The 19,586-nt window shown below is 34.2% G+C and carries 12 protein-coding genes; 9 read left to right on the forward strand and 3 right to left on the reverse strand.

Features of this window, described 5'->3' with window-relative positions:
- From F6P99_RS12910 to F6P99_RS12930, 5 genes are all read left to right on the forward strand, one after another.
- Positions 1-1,188, forward strand: coding sequence for a class I SAM-dependent methyltransferase (locus tag F6P99_RS12910; protein ID WP_317162589.1), 1,188 nt, complete (start codon positions 1-3; stop codon positions 1,186-1,188).
- Between the two features lie 193 nt (positions 1,189-1,381).
- Positions 1,382-1,936: an acyl-CoA thioesterase gene (locus tag F6P99_RS12915; protein ID WP_152287913.1), complete on the forward strand. Its 555-nt coding sequence runs from the start codon at positions 1,382-1,384 to the stop codon at positions 1,934-1,936.
- 123 nt (positions 1,937-2,059) lie between these two features.
- On the forward strand, positions 2,060-2,851 hold the full coding sequence (gene fdhD / locus F6P99_RS12920) for a formate dehydrogenase accessory sulfurtransferase FdhD (protein ID WP_152287914.1): 792 nt from the start codon (positions 2,060-2,062) through the stop codon (positions 2,849-2,851).
- A 7-nt stretch (positions 2,852-2,858) separates the two neighbouring features.
- On the forward strand, positions 2,859-5,153 hold the full coding sequence (locus tag F6P99_RS12925) for an FdhF/YdeP family oxidoreductase (protein ID WP_152287915.1): 2,295 nt from the start codon (positions 2,859-2,861) through the stop codon (positions 5,151-5,153).
- A gap of 130 nt (positions 5,154-5,283) precedes the next feature.
- A complete protein-coding gene (locus tag F6P99_RS12930; RefSeq protein WP_152287916.1) occupies positions 5,284-6,528 on the forward strand; it encodes an acyloxyacyl hydrolase in 1,245 nt (414 codons plus the stop codon).
- A gap of 76 nt (positions 6,529-6,604) precedes the next feature.
- Here F6P99_RS12930 and F6P99_RS12935 read toward each other — a convergent pair whose 3' ends face one another.
- From F6P99_RS12935 to kduI, 3 genes are read right to left on the reverse strand one after another with little or no spacing between them, the layout of a single operon-like run.
- Positions 6,605-7,774: a DUF4861 family protein gene (locus F6P99_RS12935; RefSeq protein ID WP_152287917.1), complete on the reverse strand. Its 1,170-nt coding sequence runs from the start codon at positions 7,772-7,774 to the stop codon at positions 6,605-6,607.
- A 10-nt stretch (positions 7,775-7,784) separates the two neighbouring features.
- Positions 7,785-8,579, reverse strand: coding sequence for a gluconate 5-dehydrogenase (locus F6P99_RS12940; RefSeq protein ID WP_152287918.1), 795 nt, complete (start codon positions 8,577-8,579; stop codon positions 7,785-7,787).
- A gap of 5 nt (positions 8,580-8,584) precedes the next feature.
- The gene (kduI, locus tag F6P99_RS12945; protein WP_152287919.1) at positions 8,585-9,427 is read right to left on the reverse strand and encodes a 5-dehydro-4-deoxy-D-glucuronate isomerase; all 843 of its coding nucleotides are present in this window, start codon (positions 9,425-9,427) and stop codon (positions 8,585-8,587) included.
- A gap of 134 nt (positions 9,428-9,561) precedes the next feature.
- Here kduI and F6P99_RS12950 point away from each other — a divergent pair, with 134 nt between their 5' ends.
- From F6P99_RS12950 to F6P99_RS12965, 4 genes are all read left to right on the forward strand, one after another.
- Positions 9,562-10,587 (forward strand): LacI family DNA-binding transcriptional regulator, encoded by a 1,026-nt coding sequence (locus F6P99_RS12950; protein ID WP_226913085.1) that lies wholly within the window; start codon positions 9,562-9,564, stop codon positions 10,585-10,587.
- A gap of 2 nt (positions 10,588-10,589) precedes the next feature.
- Entirely contained in the window at positions 10,590-14,666 is a 4,077-nt protein-coding gene (locus F6P99_RS12955; RefSeq protein ID WP_152287920.1) for a hybrid sensor histidine kinase/response regulator transcription factor, read from the forward strand.
- Positions 14,667-14,876: 210 nt separating this feature from the next.
- Positions 14,877-16,415 carry a hypothetical protein gene (locus F6P99_RS12960; RefSeq protein ID WP_152287921.1) on the forward strand — a complete coding sequence of 513 codons (1,539 nt, stop codon included), beginning with the start codon at positions 14,877-14,879 and terminating at the stop codon, positions 16,413-16,415.
- A gap of 25 nt (positions 16,416-16,440) precedes the next feature.
- Positions 16,441-19,578, forward strand: coding sequence for a SusC/RagA family TonB-linked outer membrane protein (locus F6P99_RS12965; RefSeq protein ID WP_152287922.1), 3,138 nt, complete (start codon positions 16,441-16,443; stop codon positions 19,576-19,578).
- The last annotated feature ends 8 nt before the right edge of the window (positions 19,579-19,586 follow it).

The following is a 19,586-nucleotide window of genomic DNA, read 5'->3' on the forward strand; positions in this document are numbered from 1 at the left end:
TTGAATAATATCAATAGAAATATTTTTAGAGAAGAGGTACAAGATTTTATTGCCGCGAATCTAAAAACAGATATCAACCTTCTTATTCTAAAAGGAAGTCCATTTACAGATATTTCAATTCAAGAGTTAGCACAGCAAATTGTAGGGAAACAAAAAGCAAAAGATAAATTACCGTTATGGTTTGAACAGGAGCATATTTTTTTTCCAAAAAAAGTAAACTTAGAACAAACCTCATCAGGAAAAACGGCTCTCTACAAAACCGAAATCATCCATGGAGATTCTATCATAGATTTAACAGGTGGATTTGGAATAGACTGCACCTATTTTTCTAAAACTTTCAAAGAGGTTGTGCATTGTGAAATGAATTCAGCACTCGCAGAAATTGTTCAATACAATAGTGATGTATTCGGTGTTTCAAATATGAAAACCATTGCAGGAGACAGTCTGAATACGCTGCAAAACCTCAACAGAAAATTTGATTGGATTTACATCGATCCGTCCAGAAGAAATGACGCCAAAGGAAAAGTTTTTTTACTAAAAGATTGTGTCCCAAATGTCCCAGTAAACTTAGATGTATTCTTCAATTATTGTGACAATATATTAATCAAAAACTCTCCCATACTCGATATTTCAAATACGATTGATGAATTGCAGTTCGTAAAAGAAATTCACATTGTGGCTGTTGCAAACGAAGTAAAAGAATTATTGTTTTCATTAGAAAAAAACTACGACGGTAAAATCACTGTAAAGACTGTAAACCTATTAAAAAATTCTAGACAAGAATTCTCTTTCGAGTATGGTTCGGTAACTCAAGCAACGTATGCCAAACCTAATGCATTTTTATACGAACCGAATTCAGCCATCTTAAAATCAGGAGCATTTCAACAAATCGCCACGCAACTAAATCTATCAAAACTTCACCAACACTCACACCTCTATACCTCACAAGAGTTAAAAGAGAATTTCCCTGGTAGAAGTTTTAAAATCGAGGCGATACATACCTATGACAAAAAAAAAATAGCAAAATTACTACCTGAAAAAAAGGCCAATATTACCACACGCAACTTTCCAGAAACCGTAGCTACTATTAGAAAAAAGACAAAAATAAAAGAGGGCGGAAACATTTTTTTATTTTTCACGACAGATCTCGAAGAAAAAAAAATTGTCATATTTTGTAGTAAGATCTAATGTTTTGTTGATGTATTTTCACTAAAACCAATAGTTACAGTATTAATCCTGCAAAAAAACAGGTTTAAAAATTGCTTTTGCAGAATTTTTCGCAATTGAATTTTACAAACTCACGAAAATACAGCATAAGAATCAAATTCTATTAGATACATACAGATTATGCGTATTTTTGCAACAAATAAAACGATTGAACATGTCAGTAAAAGTAAAAACATCAAAAGAGTCATCAGTTACTATTACAGAATTGATGCTGCCTTCTAATTCAAATTTCAGTGGAAAAATTCACGGAGGTTACATTTTAAATTTAATGGATCAAATTGCTTTTGCTTGTAGTTCAAAATACTCTGGAAAATATTGTGTTACTGCATCAATCAACACGGTAGACTTCTTGAACCCGGTTGAGGTTGGAGAATTATTAACACTTAAAGCTCGCGTCAACTATGTAGGTAGAACTTCAATGACGGTTGGGATCCGCGTAACCTCAGAAAATATTCATACAGGTGAAATCAAACACTGTAACTCTTCTTACTTTTTGATGGTCGCCAAAAATGAAGATGGCAGCAATGCTGAAGTGCCAAAATTGAAGTTAACCAGTAAAGAAGGTGTACGAAGATTTATTAGATCTTTAGATCGTTTGAATATGAAAAAACAAAGAAAACAAAACTTCCATAAAGACGAATTCTCTTATGAACAATACCAAGAGGAAATAAAAAAACACAATGTCATCATTGACTTAGAAGAAAATTAGTAAAAAGGATAGTGAAAACTATCCTTTTTTGTTTCTCAGAACAAACAACAATTCATAGAATTCGGTCAAAATACAGATTACTACTCGATTTTAAATTCCTTAATTTTACAAAAAAGGAATTTTATGCAAACATCAATCTATAAGAGCTTAAAAAAACAAAACGAGAATTCGATCGAAATAGACGATTACCTCGTAATTGAAGCTCCAATAGAAATTAGCATCAATAACGAACCGTTTACCATGGTAATGCGAACACCAGGTAATGATGTACATTTTTTACGTGGATTACTTTTTGCAGAGGATATTTACAAAGGCAATCAACCTTTAACTATTATTTCAATTGAAACAAAAACCAATGGCTTTACAAAAGTAAATATCAATATTTCAGAAACCGAATTAGGAGGTGCTTATTTAAACAAGCGTTCACTTTTGTCTGTATCTTCTTGCGGCATTTGCGGCAAACAAGAATTAAATGACATTAACCCTTCAAAAAAACGTTTAAAATCTACTGCTTTACTAGATATTGATAAACTTCCTGAAATGTTTGAAGTAATGCGTGAAAAGCAACATACTTTCGATTTAACAGGGGGCTCTCATGCTGCTGTGATTTTCGACAAATTTTATAACTTCTTGTGTTTATTTGAAGATATCGGACGTCATAATGCAGTAGATAAATGCATTGGAAAACTTTTGAACACAAATAAAATTTCTGACGCTTCATTTTTACTGGTAAGCGGTCGTGTATCCTACGAAATTATTTCAAAAGCCTTTTTTGCAAAAATAACAACTATTGTTGCAGTTTCAGCATGCTCTTCTCTTGCTGTTGATTATGCTAAAGAATTAGGCATTTGTCTTATTGGTTTTTCTAGAAACGGAAAAGCCACCGTATATGCAAACCCACAACACATTTTATAATTTTTTCATGACTCAAAAAAAAACCAATGCGCAAGCACCTGAAAAATTAACAGGTATTCAACTCACCAAAGTTCCTGAAGTTTCTGTGGGACCTACAGCAATAAAATCTGCTCTTACGCATATCAAAAATGAAGTGGGTATGATAAAAGGAATCGGATTGTTGTCTAAAATGAATCAAAAAGACGGATTCGATTGCCCAGGTTGTGCATGGCCAGATCCAGATGAAAAAAGAGCTTTCTTAGCAGAATATTGTGAGAACGGAGCAAAAGCAATCGCAGAAGAAGCTACGAAAAATCGTGTTTCTCCCCTGTTTTTTGCAACACATGCTATAGACGAATTGGCTCAATTGTCGGATTATGAATTAGGAAAGAAAGGGAGAATCACCCACCCTATGCTATTGAAAGAAGGAGCTACTCACTATGAAGAAACCACTTGGGACAAGGCTTTTGAAATAATTGCAACCGAATTGAACCAACTCGACTCACCGGATGAAGCCATTTTTTACACTTCTGGTAGAACTAGTAACGAAGCGGCATATTTATATCAATTATTTGTAAGACAATATGGAACAAACAATTTACCAGATTGTTCCAATATGTGTCATGAATCAAGCGGAGCAGCTCTATCTGAAACCTTAGGAATTGGTAAAGGCTCTGTGACCCTCGAAGATTTCAATCATGCCGAATTGGTAATTGTAATTGGTCAAAATCCTGGCACAAACCACCCTAGAATGCTTTCTGCACTAGAAGGCACCAAAAAAAATGGTGGAAAAATAATTAGCATTAACCCATTGAAAGAAGTTGGGTTGGTGAATTTTAAAGATCCACAAAACCCCTTTTCGTGGTTAGGTAGCGGAACATCGATCACCGATTTATATTTACAAGTAAAAATCAATGGTGATGTTGCTCTATTAAAAGCTATCTTATGTCTGCTTGTTCTAAAAGAAAAGGAAAATCCAGGTACTGTTTTCGATTATGATTTCATTGAAGAACATACATTGGGTTATTCCGATTTTGTGAACGATATAGAAAAACAAAATCTTGAAGAGTTGATTGCCTTGTCTGGTGTTTCTAAACAGCAAATAGAAGCCGCAGCAGAACTCATTACGAAAAACAAAAAAATTATCATTTGTTGGGCTATGGGCTTAACTCAGCATAAAAACGGAGTCGACAATATTCGTGAACTCGTAAATATTTTATTACTAAAAGGTAGTATTGGTAAGAAGGGAGCTGGTACTTGTCCTGTTCGTGGTCACTCCAATGTGCAAGGTGATAGAACCATGGGTATTTGGGAAAAGCCACCGATTTCTTTTTTAGAAAGTTTAGAGAAAGAATTCAAGTTTCAAGCTCCTAGACATCATGGATATGATGTTGTAGAAGCTATTGAAGCAATGCATCAAAAAAAGGCCAAATTCTTTTTAGGAATGGGCGGAAATTTCATCAGTGCCACTCCTGATACGGAGTTTACTGCAGAAGCTCTCAGAAATTGTAATTTAACAGTACATGTCTCTACAAAAATCAACCGAAGTCATCTAATTCATGGCAAACAAGCATTGATATTACCATGTCTAGGGAGATCAGAAAAAGACATGCAAACAACGGGAGAACAGTTTGTAACTGTAGAAAATTCTATGGGAGTTGTTTCAAAATCAAACGGACATCTTACACCTTTGTCTGAGGCCTTGAAAAGTGAAACAGCCATTGTAGCTGGTATTGCAAATGCAACGTTAAAAAACAGCACCACAAATTGGATTGAATTGGCCAGTAACTACGACTTGATACGAGATAAAATAGAAAACACCATACCTGGTTTCGAAAACTACAATGATCGAGTACGAATTCCTGGAGGGTTCTACTTACCAAATAGTGCTCGAGCAAACGATTATTCTAAAACCGAAACAGGAAAAGCAAATTTCACTTGTAATCAAATATCTGATATCAAAATTGAAAAAGATCAATTCTTGATGATGACTATCAGGACACATGATCAATACAACACAACCATTTATGGTTTGCATGACCGCTACCGAGGAATTCTTAACGAACGTCGTGTTGTACTGATGAATGAAAATGACATGGAAGAAATGAATCTAAAAAAATTAGATCTTGTCACCTTAATTAGTCATTTTGAAGGAGAAAAAAGATACGCACACAAATTTCTAGCAATTCCATACGATATTCCAAGAAAATGTACCGCTACTTATTTCCCTGAAACCAATGTTTTGGTACCAATAAAGAGCAAAGCAAGAATCAGTAACACCCCTGCTTCAAAAACAGTAATTATTACCATCGAAAAGGAATAGAACCATTGCCAAACTTTCTAAAACTGCAATAGCACGCTTTATTGTTTTCAATTCTTCAAAAATACTAGTTAAGTCCTTTTGATTTTCTTACTTTTGAAAAAAAATTAACATCTTTTAACATTTATCAACTATGAAATTTTTTAAGGTAAAAAAATCAACAAACAACTTCGATAAAAGTTCAGTTTGCAAAGCATTGGTAGTTCTATTTTTTATTGCTGCCTTACCTGCAAATTTAGTAGCTCAGAAAAAAGAACTTACGAAGCACGAAACAACCAAGAAAAAAGAAAGCTACGGTCATTTTAAATATTTAGAAGTTATTGGCCATACAGGTAGTCACTTTTACTCTGGTCAAACATTGGATGATGCCTTAAAAAACGGGTATGGTTCGGCTGAAATACGATTAGGATGGAAAAGCGGTGACCCAGAACATTGGAGTAATAAATATTACAACTCGATGAGTTATGGTGTTGGGTTTTACACAGGTTATATTGGTGACCCAGACGTATTAGGAAACCCTAATGCATTGTATGGTTTTGTTGATTTACCCATCGGTAAACAAGGTACTGGTAAAAGAACTACTTGGTCTTTTAACCCAGCATTCGGTTTGACTTATAATCTAAAAGCTTACAACCCTTCTGAAAACCCAACTAATGACGCCATCGGCGCTAGTTTCGCAGTCTATATCGCTTTGGCTGGTAAAGGACATACAGTAGTAACAAGAGAACTAGATATTTCGTATGGAATTGACTTTACACATTTTAGCAACGGTCGTTCTTTCATGCCTAACTATGGATTAAATATGGTAGGATTGAATTTTGGTATGAGATATCACTTCAACTCTGATCAAAGAAAACTAAGTAAAGATCCTTATACTGAACAAGTATTACCTGCAAGATATAAAAGAGTTAGAAGTTTAAAAGTTCCGAAAGAATCTAGCAACAAAATCAATATTTTAACCTCTATCGGTACGGTACAAAATGGATTTGAAGAAAATCAAAACGGAGGATACCCAAGCAACCGTTACTTTACGTTCTCGGGGTATGTTGAATACGTTCATAATTTTGACATGATGCATGGTATTGCTGCTGGTATTGATTTATTTTATGATGAGAGTTTGGTAATCAGTCATCCAGACAACAGGTATTTATTAGGATACCATATTGGATATGATTATACATTCTGGAGAATTACGGTAAAAACGCAATTAGGAGGATATATTGGTGATGACAAAGGAAAAAATGCCATCTGGGCAAGACCAGGTGTTCAATACAAAATCAACAACTGGTTGAGTGCGCATGTTGCCTTAAAAACAAGAAGAGGTTTTGCTGCTGACTGGGCTGAATTTGGAGTTGTATTCCACCCTTTCAAATGGTAATCAACTTACTATAAAACTAAAAAGGACATATGAAGAAATATTCATATGTCCTTTTTTTATGTGAAAAATGTATATCCTAATTTACTATATACACTTTTAAAGGACTCTCTAATTGCTTTGCAAAAGTAGACAAATAAGCTTCCCATAATTCTTTGGTCGGATATTGTTCACTTTTTTGCCAAGCAAAACCAGCATAGTAAACTACTTGATTGTCTACTACTCTCAATTTCGCATAAGCATTGCTTAGATCTTTTTCAGGAACATCATATACTTCAGAACCAGAAAAAGTATTTTGAGTAGCTAAAATAGCGGTACCCAATTCAGAATCTGCATGAGGTTGCCAATAAGAAACAAATTGATTTTCCTCTGAAACCACACCATCCTTTTCGTGCAGTGTTAAACCTGCATAAATATAATCTGTATTTGTGATTTTTGTATCAAATTTCGTCAAGTTATTTCCTAAATCCAAAGTCAGTACTTTACTTTCTTGAATTTCTTTTCCTCCAGCATCCCAAGAGGCATACTCCAAATAAAAACTTGTTCTTAAAGGACCCGTTGCAATGGTTTTCCACTTGGTATAGTTCTTTGAATAAAACAAGGTGTCGTCAGCTTTGATTGCAATTCCACCAACACCACGACTTACACCTACGTGAAAATTATCCAAACCTTCACCTGTATCTTTATGATAACTTCCAGTTTTATCAACCAAAGTTTCTTTATACCATTTGTCAATAACTGGGTACTCTACTCGCTTCAGCCAAGCATCAACACCACTTGACAATGTTCCTCCTTTTTTACCTTCTTCCATCAGGCTTTGAGCTGTGGGTCCATAAACTCTAAAAGCAACTTTGTCATTTTCCCATGTATAATCGTCAGTACGTTCAGGCACAAAACGAGAATAACACAATTCTTGAGCTTGAACCTGTTCAGTTTTACCTAATTTAATTATTTCGTACTTCTTCTTTGAATTTGCTTCAATACTAGGTTGAAATAACAATTGATCCATCTGATTATCTCCGTCAAGGTCTACTAGCTGAGTAACTAGTAATTTCCCCGTTTCGAAGTCTTTTACTCCTAAGTTTTCTAAATTATCTACTTGAAGTGCATCTTTCGATAGCTCAACAACTTCTTGATTTCTTTTAAAATCCAAATTGTTTTCTATGAAAACAACACCTGTTACTTTTTTAGAACAACTCACAAGATTGAATAACCCCAGAGCAATAATAATGAGATTCCTTTTTAACATACACATTTATTTAATCTTCGTTTGCTGGTTTACCAATAGTAGCTAAAATTCCTCCATCTACGTAAACTACTTGTCCGTTTACAAAATTACTCGCATTAGAAGCTAAAAAGATTGCAGCTCCTTGTAAATCATCCGGGTCACCCCAAACTCCTGCAGGCGTTCTTCCAACAATAAAATCATTGAACGGATGTCCATCAACTCGGATTGGTTCAGTCTGACTCGTTGCAAAATATCCAGGCCCTATTCCATTCGTTTGAATGTTGAATTTTGCCCATTCAGTTGCCATATTTTGAGTTAACATTTTCAAACCTCCTTTTGCAGCTGCATATGCCCCTACAGAGTTTCTTCCCAACTCACTCATCATTGAGCAAATATTGATGATTTTCCCTGCGTTACGGTCAATCATTCCTTTAACCACATATTTCGACACAATAAACGGAGATACCAAATCAACCTTTATTACTTGTTCAAAATCTGCTGTTTCCATCTCTGCAAGAGGAGTTCTTTTGATAATACCTGCATTATTAACTAGTATATCAATATTACCGACTTCAGACTCTATTGCTTCAATATTGGTTTTTACCGCGTCTTCATCCGTTACGTCAAATAAGTATCCGAATACTTTAAGCCCAGCTTTTTTATAGCTCGCTACAGCGTCATCTAATTTTTGTTGAGATGAATTACCTGTAACAACTATAGTCGCTCCTGCATTACCTAAACCTGTGGCCATCGCCATTCCTAATCCGTGTGTAGCACCTGTAATCAAAGCTACTTTACCGGTTAAATAAAATAAATTTACTGACATATCTTTTATCTTAAATCTGTTATTTTACACACATCCATATCTCCATAGTCCAAGTTTTCACCAGCCATACCCCAAATAAAAGTATAATTGCTAGTACCCGCACCAGAATGTATTGACCAAGGTGGTGAGATGACAGCTTCGTTTTCTCCCATCCATATATGTCTTGTTTCATCTGTTTGTCCCATAAAGTGACATACCGCTTGATCTTGTGGAATTTCAAAATAAAAATAAACCTCCATTCTTCTATCATGAACGTGTGCTGGCATTGTATTCCATGCTGATCCTGATTTTATTTCAGTCATCCCCATTTGTAATTGACATGTATCAACGATACTGTTTACTATTAATTTTCTTAATGTACGCGCATTTACCGTTTCAACAGAACCTAATTCAACAACTTCTGCGTCTTCTCTACCTACTTTTTTATTTGGAAAAGATTTGTGAGCAGGAGTTGAATTCAGATAAAATTTCGCTGGATTTGCTGCATCTTTACTAGAGAAAATCACAGACTTAGCGCCTCTACCAATGTATAATGCTTCTTTGAAGTCAACATCAAACACCTCTCCATCAATTGAAATACTTCCAGCACCTCCAATATTAATTGCTCCTAATTCTCTTCTTTCTAAGAAAAAACTAGATTTTAATGGGGCTATTGACTCCAGTTCCAGTGGTTTCGATACAGGCACTGCCCCACCGATAATGTACCTATCGTAATGAGAATACACCAACTTTACATTATCATTTGTCAACAAATCCTGAACAAGAAATTCATCTCTTAATTCTTTAGTATCCATTGCTTTAACTTCTCTTGGAGAGGCTGCATAACGTACTTCAAATTTTTCTTCCATAATATTCTATAAATTATTTTGCTATTATTTTTTTGTAAAAGTACTAAAATTATCCAAAAATACAATCGATTGTATTTTTGTTTTTTAATTTTATATCTTTGTGACTATAAACCTACATATAGGAACCTCTATCTATGATAAAAGGAAATAAGATTACGATTCACGACATTTCAAAAGCTTTGAATATAGACAGCTCAACAGTATCACGAGCATTAAACAATAGCCCTAGAGTTTCTTTAAAAACTCGAGAAAAAATTCAGAAAAAGGCAACTGAACTTGGCTACCAAAGAAATAGTTTGGCGTCGAACCTAAGAACAAATCGTACCAATACTATTGGTGTAATAATTCCTAGAATTTCTAGACATTTTTTTGCCACTGTTATTGCTGGAATTGAAGAAACTGCATATGAAGAAGGCTACAATGTAGTTATTTGCCAATCTTTAGAAAGTTTAGATCGTGAAGAAAAAATCATGAACTCTCTTGCTTCGAATCGCGTAGATGGTATCCTGATATCCACTTCGATGGAAACATCAAAGTTTGAACACATAAAATCATATATGGATAACAACAATCCTGTTGTTTTCATTGACCGACCTTCAGATGCCTTTCCAAATTGCTCAAGTATTAGTATTGATAATTTTAAAGCGAGTTACGATGCTACAAAATTGTTAATTGAAAAAGGAAGAAAAAACATAGCGCACTTTTCTGGTCCACAAAACATCGGACTCTATAAAACTCGAAAAGAAGGTTATATCAAAGCATTACAAGAACACAACATTCCAGTAATAGAACGCTATATTTTTGAATCTAACCTCTCAGAGGAAGACGGTATAGCTTGCGCTAAAAAACTTCTCAATCATCCTGATATTGACGCAATATATTCTGCAAATGACACTGCTGCCATAAGCGCAATCCAATACCTAAAGTCACAAGGAGTTGATATCCCCAATAATATCGCTGTAATTGGTTTTAACAACGACCCGATTTCTGAAGTTATTGAACCTTCGTTGACAACCATCAATCAACCAGGTTTTGAAATGGGAAAATTGTCGACAGAAATTTTAATACAACAAATCAGAAATAAATCTGAAAACACTAAAAACGAATCTAAAGTTTTAGTACCTGAATTAATTATTAGAAAATCATCTGAAAACTCTTAAGCATGAAGTTTCTGAAACAAATTTCTTTTTTCCTTCTAATACTTCTTTGTTGTAAAGTAAGTGCTCAGTTTTCTGAAAATAATTTCAATAATTTAAAATTCAAACACTATACTACAACACAAGGTTTGTCTCAAGGGTCGGTAATTGACATTCATCAAGACAAAACTGGATATCTTTGGTTTGGAACTAGAGAAGGCTTGAATAAATTTGATGGTACCAAATTTAAAACCTTTCGCTACAACTCTGAAGAAAGTGCCAGTTTATCTGACAGTTGGGTAACTTGCATCTATCAAGATTCTAAAGAAAATCTATGGGTAGGTACTAAAAAAGGACTCAATCAATACAATCCAGAACTAGAAAACTTCACACCAACAGAAAAATGGACCGATAAAACAGAACTTAATAAGCTAGAAATATGGGGAATAACTGAATACCAAGATTCTCTTCTATTCATAAGCACCAGTTCTGGCATTGCAAAAATCAACCTCTTTAATAAAAGAACAACTTTTTTACTGAGTTCAAATAAGAACTCAAATAGTATCTCAAACGATAGAACTAGATCCATATTTAATGCCCAAAATGGCAACATATGGGTTTGCACGATTGAGAACATTGAAAAATTGGATGTCGAAAAAAATATATGGAGTCATTATAATTATCCAAAGGGAGCGACGCAAAACAACAACAGAACAAGCTCTCCTAAAATATTCAAAGACTCACAGGGAAATGTTTGGTGTGGTTATGAAAATGGATTAGCAAAACTTAATGAAGAAAAAAATATTTTTGAAGACTATCGTATCAATGGTGTTAAACCCATAACGAATGAAGTAAGGGCTTTTTGCGAAGACAAATTCAACAACTTATGGATTGGAACCTACAAAGGGCTAAGAATTTTAAACCACTCAGAACAGACTATAAAAACCATTGTTCATGACGAAAACAACCCTACTAGTTTAAGTCAAAATTCTATCTACAAAATTTTAAAAGATAGAAAAGGAGATTTGTGGATCGGAACTTGGGCAGGAGGCATCAATTATTTCGATTATAGTTATGATATCTTTAAGCATATTCCTGCGGGCCCAGTAAAAAGTATGTTAAACTACAAAGTTATCAGCTCCATAATAGAAACAAAAGAAAATAATTTATGGATTGGAACTGAAGGAGGTGGATTAAATTACTTAGATAAAACAACGGGAGTATTTACTTATTACACCAACAAAAAAAACGACAAAACGTCAATCAGTTCTAACAATATAAAATCTATGATTCAAGATCATAATGGAAATTTATGGATCGGAACACACGATGGAGGATTGAATTTTTTAGACACTTCTAAGTCCAAATTTTATTTTGAGCACTTCGACCGACCTCAAAAAAACGGAATCACAGTTGCGGACAAAAGAATTTTAGCAATCTTAGAAGATTCAAATCACAATATTTGGATTGGGACACTTACCAATGGACTATTACATTATGACACGAAAAGAAAAGAATTCATAAAATTAAATTATAGTCTAAAATCAATTAATGCTATATACCAATCTGATAATCCCGAAATACTTTTTATTACTGGTTCTCAAGGTTTAGAGAAAATAAACATCAATACAAAAGTAATTTCAAAGATACCTATAGACTATAGTAACGATTCAAATACTACGGTAAATTGTGTGCATCAGCACGATGATGAAACTATATGGATCGGTACTGAAGGTGATGGACTGTTTTCATATAATATCAGGACTAAGCAAACCAAAAAATATGGTATAAAGCAAGGGCTTCTAAATGAAGTAATTTACGGTATTCTCTCAGATTCAGAGAATAATCTATGGTTCTCTACTAACAGTGGTATTAGTCGATTGAATCTCGAAACAGAAAAAGTTAAAAATTTTGATGAATCAGATGGTTTACAAGGGAGTGAATTCAATTATGGAGCATTTTCTAAAGCGAAAAATGGCATGTTATATTTTGGAGGAACCAATGGTTTAAATTACTTCGATCCTTCCAAAATTTCTGAAAACAAATATGTACCGACCGTAGATATTTATAAAATGCGAGTTAGCAACAAACCATATAAAATATTAACGAAACAAACTTCAATCATTGATTTAAATTACAATCAGAATGATTTTAGTTTTGAATTTACCGCACTTAACTTTTCTCAAGCAAATAAAAATCAATTCGCGTATAAACTAGAAGGATTTGACAATGATTGGAATTATATTGGAAATAACAAAACTGCAACTTACACCAACATAGACCAAGGAAAATATATTTTTAAAGTAAAAGCCTCTAATAACGACAACCACTGGAATGAAATTGGTGATGCCATTGCTATTCAAATTCAGCCAGCACCTTGGAAAACTAAATGGGCATACTTCTTTTATATTTTATTTATTTCCATAATATCATATGCTACATATGCATTGATAAAAGTCAGAAATAAAGAAAAAAATGAATTAAAGAAAGAAAAATCAAACAGAGAAAGATTAGAAGAAGTAAACCAAATGAAATTGAAGTTATTCACAAATATTTCTCATGATTTCAGAACACCTTTAACACTAATTATAGGTCCATTGCAGAGAATGATTGAGAACAACATGGGAAATGATTTTGTTCAAAAACAACATATAACTATGCAAAGAAATGCAAACATGTTGTTGCAGCTAATTACTCAATTATTGGATTTTAGAAAAAGTGAGTCTGGTAAACTAGAACTACATGCTTCGAAATCGAATATTGTGACTTTTACCGAAGAAATAAAACTTGCTTTTGAAGATTTGGCTAAGGTTAAAAATATCACATATAATTTCACCTCAGAAAAAAAGGAAATCGATTTGTGGTTTGACAAAATTAAAATGAAAAAAATCCTTTTCAATTTATTGTCAAATGCCTTTAAATACACTCAAGATGACAGCGAAATAAAAATACATATTGAAAGTAATAATTCCGAAGTTATTATCAGTATTACAAATTTCGGTGAAGAAATTCCAAAGAAAAACATTAAATATGTTTTTGATAGATATTATAGATCTGATCAAGACGAATTCAAGTCAGGGTCAGGGATAGGCTTGGCTCTTACTAAAAGTTTGGTCGATTTACACAAAGGAACCATTTCAGTAACCAGTTCTCAAAAAGAAGGTACCACATTCAGAGTAAAATTTTTACTTGAAGATCATCATATCAAATCTTCAGAAAAATTAATCGCACCAAAAAACAGTGGTTCTATATATGAAGATCAACCAGAATCTCAGTCTCACAGCCCTGAAGCGGTTTCGAGTATTGACAACAGTATCTCTATAGACGAAAACAAAGCAACATTGTTAGTAGTAGAAGACAATTCAGACGTACGAAATTTCATCAAAGAAATATTTGAAAACAAATACAATATTTACACAGCTGAAAATGGAAACTCAGCAATAACAATTGCTAACAATAAAGAAATCGACCTTATAATAAGTGACATCATGATGCCCGTAATGGATGGTTTAGAATTATGCAAACAAATAAAATCTAATATTACTACTAGTCATATTCCAATCATACTGTTAACCGCCAAAACAGATGCCGCACATCAAAAAGATGGATATCAATTCGGTGCGGATGCGTACATCACAAAACCATTTGACGCTAGTATCTTAGAAGTTAGGGTCGACAATCTACTAAACACACGAACTAACTTAATAAGTAAATTTAAAAAGGACATCATACTAACTCCAAAGGAACTTACCGTAACCTCTGCAGATGAATTATTTTTAGAAAAAGCAATAAAAATAATTGAAGAGAACATAACCGATCCTGAATTCAACGTTCATGTTTTCACCAAACAAATGAGTATGAGTAGATCAGTTTTGTATAGAAAATTCAAGGCACTAACAAATCAATCTATAACGGAGTTTATTAGAACTATTAAATTAAAAAAAGCAGGGCAGCTCATTGCAAATACAAAAATGCACATTTCAGAAATTGCTTATGAAGTTGGATTTAGCGACCTGAAATATTTTAGAAAATGTTTCAAAGCTCAATTCAATGAACTCCCCTCTAACTATCGAAACATGCATAATGAGAAGAACGATGAGTAAAATTCATCTCCTCAAACTCTAAAACTACCAACGTTAATCTATATTAATTTTGGTAGTTTTTTTTATATATTTCTACAATAAACCCATAAATCAAAGGGTATTGAACAATTAACACCTCTATATAGAACATTATACACCACAGAAAAAAGCATAGTAATTAGCAATTTTACAAGGGTAAAACAAATACAAAACCCAAAACCAACCTTATCTATGAAAACAATATCCAAATTATTATTAATGTCTCTTGGAGCTCTGTTCGTATTATACGGATGCAACCAAGATACATTTTCTCCAAACGTCAGCTTGGATAATTACATGGGACCTAGCGAACTCAACTATCATGAGATTCTAAACGCTAGAGAAAATGCAGCATTAAAAACTGGAACCCCAACCATCCAAACAAACGGTCTCGTACCTTTTTTTGAAATCGTAAGTGCTAAAAAAGCCGACGGTACTGAATTGGATGAAACTTATATGAAAGATGTGACTATCACAAATCCAGTAGAAAAAACAGTAGACTTAGATCCTGAAGATTATATTATATTTGAGGGTGACACCATCAAGAGCTACACAGCTTACAATTATAGTAAAGCAGGTGTAATTGAAATTGCTGACGAAAATAATTTTGGAATAGACGATTATTATTTTAGTGTAAAGGTTTCAACTCAAAATGGTGAATCTATTACTTCAGCTACTTTTAATGATGTCTTTCATTTAGGAGTTGGTCCCGGATTGGTTACGAACCTATTATACTCTCCAATTGCTCAAAACTTAGTTACGAACACAAATGCTACCACAACACAACCTTACCTTATCACAGGAAACCCGGATGTAACATTTTCGTTAGCAAGTGATACTGATAAATTAAAAATAGATACTCAAACAGGGGTTATTAGTTTACAAGAAGACTATACAACTACACAAAATGACACAATTTACCCTACAGTAGAGGTAACAAGTAACATCAGTCAAGAAGTAACCGAATTTCAAGGATCAAGCTTTCTGTTTTTAGTAGCATCTAACGATCCTGTAGACCTTCCAAAACAAACCAATTATTTCTTTTACCCTACGTTGGAAGCGGAAAGTAAACTCTATGGTTATGAAAAAACCATCACTCAGCCGGGAGATGTTACAGAAGCGAAAACATGGATACAAGCAGCTCCTTCTCCATTAGCAGCTGATGAAAGACCTGAATCTGTAATTGGTAATAAGTCGCTTTGGACAAATATGACTGCCGGCGATTGGGAGCCACATGAATCATATATAACAATAAACCCACAAGACTTAACGCAATATAGATTAGGGTACGATCTTGCGATGGTATTCTATACTAAAAATCAATATGTAGAATATAAAACAGATGGAGCAACTCCAACCGAACTAGAAATTTATATTTCAACGGATTATACGGGGGACGATGAAACTTCAACATGGATACAAATCAATGATCAACTATCTTGTCAAATAAACAGTACAACAAGTACTCCATTTATCGGTACACCATACCCTGGTGATCAAAAATTGGGTGACGGTGACCCAGATGGCAGAAAAGACCCAACAAGAAACGCTGATGCAAAATGGGTAAGAAATGAATTGAACTTGAATCCTTACAAAGATTCTAAAAGTTTTGCTCTGAAGTTTAAAATAGTAGCAACCTATACAGGGCCTGGAAAACCAAGTTCCGGTGCCAAAGGTAGACCTGGTAGATACTATGTATCAGACGTACATTTCAAAGCATCAGAGGAGTAAAAAAAAATCATACAAAACCAATCAAATGAAAAACATAATAACAATATTCATCGCTTTTACTTGCTTTGCATTCTCTGGAATTGCACAAAAGGTAATTACAGGAAAAGTGTCTGACACAAATGGAAACCCTTTACCAGGTGTGTCTATTGTGTCAAAAGAAACAAATCAAGGTACTATTTCAGATTTTGATGGGCTCTTTTCAATAGACAATTTAAAAGAAGGTGTCAAACTTACCTTTAGTTACATGGGTTTTGAAACTCAAGATATTATAATCGGAAATAACTCAACACTGGATATTAAACTAAGAGAATCTAACGTAAGTTTAGAGGAAGTCGTTGTCGTTGGATATGGTACTGTCAAAAAGAAAGATTTAACGGGTGCTGTAGCTTCTATCGCAGCAGAAGATTTGGTAAATACCGCGACGACTAATTTTGATCAAGCTTTGGCTGGTAGAGTCTCAGGGGTTCAAATAGGGTCTGTAGATGGTACCCCAGGAGAAAGTCTCAATATCGTAATTCGAGGTGGAAATTCTATAACTGGTGACAACTCTCCTTTGTATGTTGTGGATGGAATTCCCTTAGAGGATTTTGACCCCGCAAGTATCAGCACTAATGACATCGAAAGCTTTGATATTTTAAAAGACGCATCGGCAACAGCCATTTATGGATCTAGAGCTGCGAATGGTGTCATAATAATTACAACTAAAGAAGGTAGAAGTGATGGTAAAACAGATGTGAAATTTAGCATCGCTCATAGCTTGCAATGGATCCCTAACAGATTGCAAGTTTTAGGCCCTTATGACTATGTCCTTTATCAAGAACAAATCGCAAAAGCTTTAGATAATTATACTCCAGGACAATACACAAACTATTTCAAAAGAGACTGGGTAGACAAAGAGCTGTACCGTGACGCCGAAGGTACTAGTTGGCAAGATGAAATTTTTCAATTAGCACAGACTTCACGTTACAACCTAAGTTTGAGTGGAGGTAACAAAACGACCAAGTTGTACTTTTCAACGGAATACCTCGACCAAGAAGGTACCATGATCAATACGGGATTTAAAAAATATTTAAATAATTTAAAATTTACGCATAGGATAAATTCTAAAACCAGTTTTAACGGTTATTTGCAGTATTCTCACCTTGATCGTACTGGTCCGACAATTTCTGGGAACAAATACACAAGCGTTATCAGAGATGCCGTACAATTTAGACCAGTAGAACCAATCAACGATGACGGATTGGAAGAAGGTGGATATGATTTTGAAGACATCAATCAAAGATACTTATTTAATCCTGTAAAAAACCTTGAAAACACAGACAGATCAAACCGTTCTGATGTAATTCGTGGTAGCTTAGCCATCACACATAAATTCAAACCTAATTTATATTTAAGAGTATCTGGAACTTATCAAGTAGACAACCGTAAAGAAACATTATTCTTTGGTTTAGATACGCAACAAGGTCGTAGAGGTACCGATCATATTAATGGAACACTTACCACTAGAAGGTATCAAACGCTTTCTACTTCTAATACCTTGACATATAAAAAGAAGTTTGGAAAAAACAATTTCAATGTTTTGGGGGGGCTAGAAGCGCAAGCTCGAGATAGTGAATATGCCAGAATGAAGAATTCTGAAATCCCAACTGATTTATTTGGTATGGCCAAATTAGATTTAGGTACTTCCCCTTCGATCCCTGTGACACAATTATCCGCGAATACATTGTTGTCTTATTTTGCAAGAGTCAACTATAGTTACAAAAACAAATATTTATTAACCGCAACGTATAGAGCTGACGGTTCTTCTAAATTTAGTGAATCGAATCGTTGGGGATATTTCCCATCATTTTCTGCAGGATGGAAAATTAGTGATGAAAACTTCATGATGAACCTAGACGCCGTTTCTTTTGCTAAACTAAGACTTGGATGGGGTAAAACAGGAAATAATAGAATTGGAGATTACGATGCTTATAGTCAACTAAATGCAAGTGTATCTAGTGGGTATATTTGGGGAACTGGTCAAACTTACCAACCAGGAGCCTATCAAAGTAATCTTGGTGTTCCTGACTTACGATGGGAAACAACGAGTCAAACTAATGCAGGTTTGGATTTAGGTTTTTTCAATCAAAAGCTACAAGCAACAATTGACTATTATAAAAAATCAACTTCGGATTTATTGTTAAGAGCAGAGATGGCCCCACACACTGGTTTCGATCGTGTTCAACAGAATGTCGGAAAAGTGCAAAATGCTGGTTTAGAAATCACTTTGAATACTGTAAATATTACATCGGACAAATTTAGATGGACTTCATCTTTTAATATTTCATTTAACAAAAATGAAACAATCGCTTTAAATGATGGACAAGAAGCTATATTTACAGATCCTGAATGGAACAATAGTTACTCAGAGTACCAATACATAACCAAAGTAGGTGAACCTGTTGGAATGATGTATGGCTTACAGTTTGACAGAATCTACCAAGTTGATGATTTTAACTGGGATAATGCTTTACAAACGTATATATTAAAAGAAGGAATCCCTGACAACGGAACTTTACCCGTAGCACCCGGTAGTGTGAAATTTATCGATCAAAATGGAGATGGTACCGTAAACGATCAAGATAGAGTTGTAATTGGTAATCCACATCCAAAACATTTTGGTGGACTTTCTAATAATTTTGAATTTGGAAATTTTGATTTCAACTTCTTATTACAATGGTCGTATGGTTTTGATATCTTAAATGCCAACAAAACAGTTTTTGGAGTCCCTGAAGCTGGTAGAAGAAATGGTTTTCCTAATTTGATTAACGCATGGTCACCAACGAATACAGACACGAATACTGGAACTATTAGATACTCAAATGTATACGGAGCAGCACCAAAAGGAAACCGAATTGACAACAGACATATTGAAGATGGTTCTTACTTAAAATTAAAAGCTATTTCTTTCGGGTACACACTTCCATCATCTATAGCTCAACAAATTAAGACTAAAAGTTTACGTGTCTTTGTAACTGGTCAAAACCTATTTACTTGGACGAATTATTCAGGATATGACCCTGATGTTTCGGTAGGTAGATACGGTGCTTTAACACCAAACTTAGATTATTCTGCATATCCGCAAAGCACCACGATAATGACAGGAATTGATATTATTTTTTAATGAAACTT

Origin of the sequence: Flavicella marina, assembly GCF_009193215.1 — a bacterium.
Taxonomy (GTDB): Bacteria; Bacteroidota; Bacteroidia; order Flavobacteriales; family Flavobacteriaceae; genus Flavicella; species Flavicella marina.